The organism is Bradyrhizobium sp. NBAIM08 (genome assembly GCF_020193935.1).
Classification (GTDB): domain Bacteria; phylum Pseudomonadota; class Alphaproteobacteria; order Rhizobiales; family Xanthobacteraceae; genus Bradyrhizobium; species Bradyrhizobium yuanmingense.
In genome coordinates this window covers 1-443 of record NZ_JADYVR010000406.1, presented here as the reverse complement: position 1 = coordinate 443, position 443 = coordinate 1, and the positions used below count along the sequence as shown (strand labels likewise).

The 443-nt window shown below is 62.3% G+C and carries 1 protein-coding gene; it reads left to right on the top strand.

The annotated features are described in order from the left end of the window. Positions 1-25 precede the first annotated feature (25 nt). On the top strand, positions 26-443 hold a 418-nt coding region (locus I6F37_RS40140; protein ID WP_225154398.1), incomplete at its 3' end, for an RNA polymerase sigma factor.

Here is a 443-nt window from a genome sequence, read left to right as displayed (position 1 = left end):
GTTCTACGACGCCTACGTCCGAGAGCTGTACCGATACTTTTACCGTGCAACCTCAGGTGACGCCCGCCGGGCGGAAGATTTGACGCAGGAAACGTTCGTCGCAGCGGTCCGTGCGTTCAACCGTGGGCAACCCGACGCAGTGACTATTCCGTGGCTCATGGGTGTCGCCCGCCACAAACTGATCGACGATCATCGGCGGCGGACCCGAGAGCAACGCAAGATTCGCCGGCTCACCGAGCACACGCCATCATCGGCTCAGTTCGACGACTCGGTGTTCGACGCAATTGATGACCGTGAAGCGTTGGCATTGCTCGACGGTCTGACCGAGACGCATCGGCTGGTGCTGGTGTTGCGCTATCTGGACGGTTTGCCGGTCTCTGAGGTTGCCGCGGCGATCGGGCGTACGATCGGGGCGACCGAGTCGATCCTGATCAGGGCGCGCC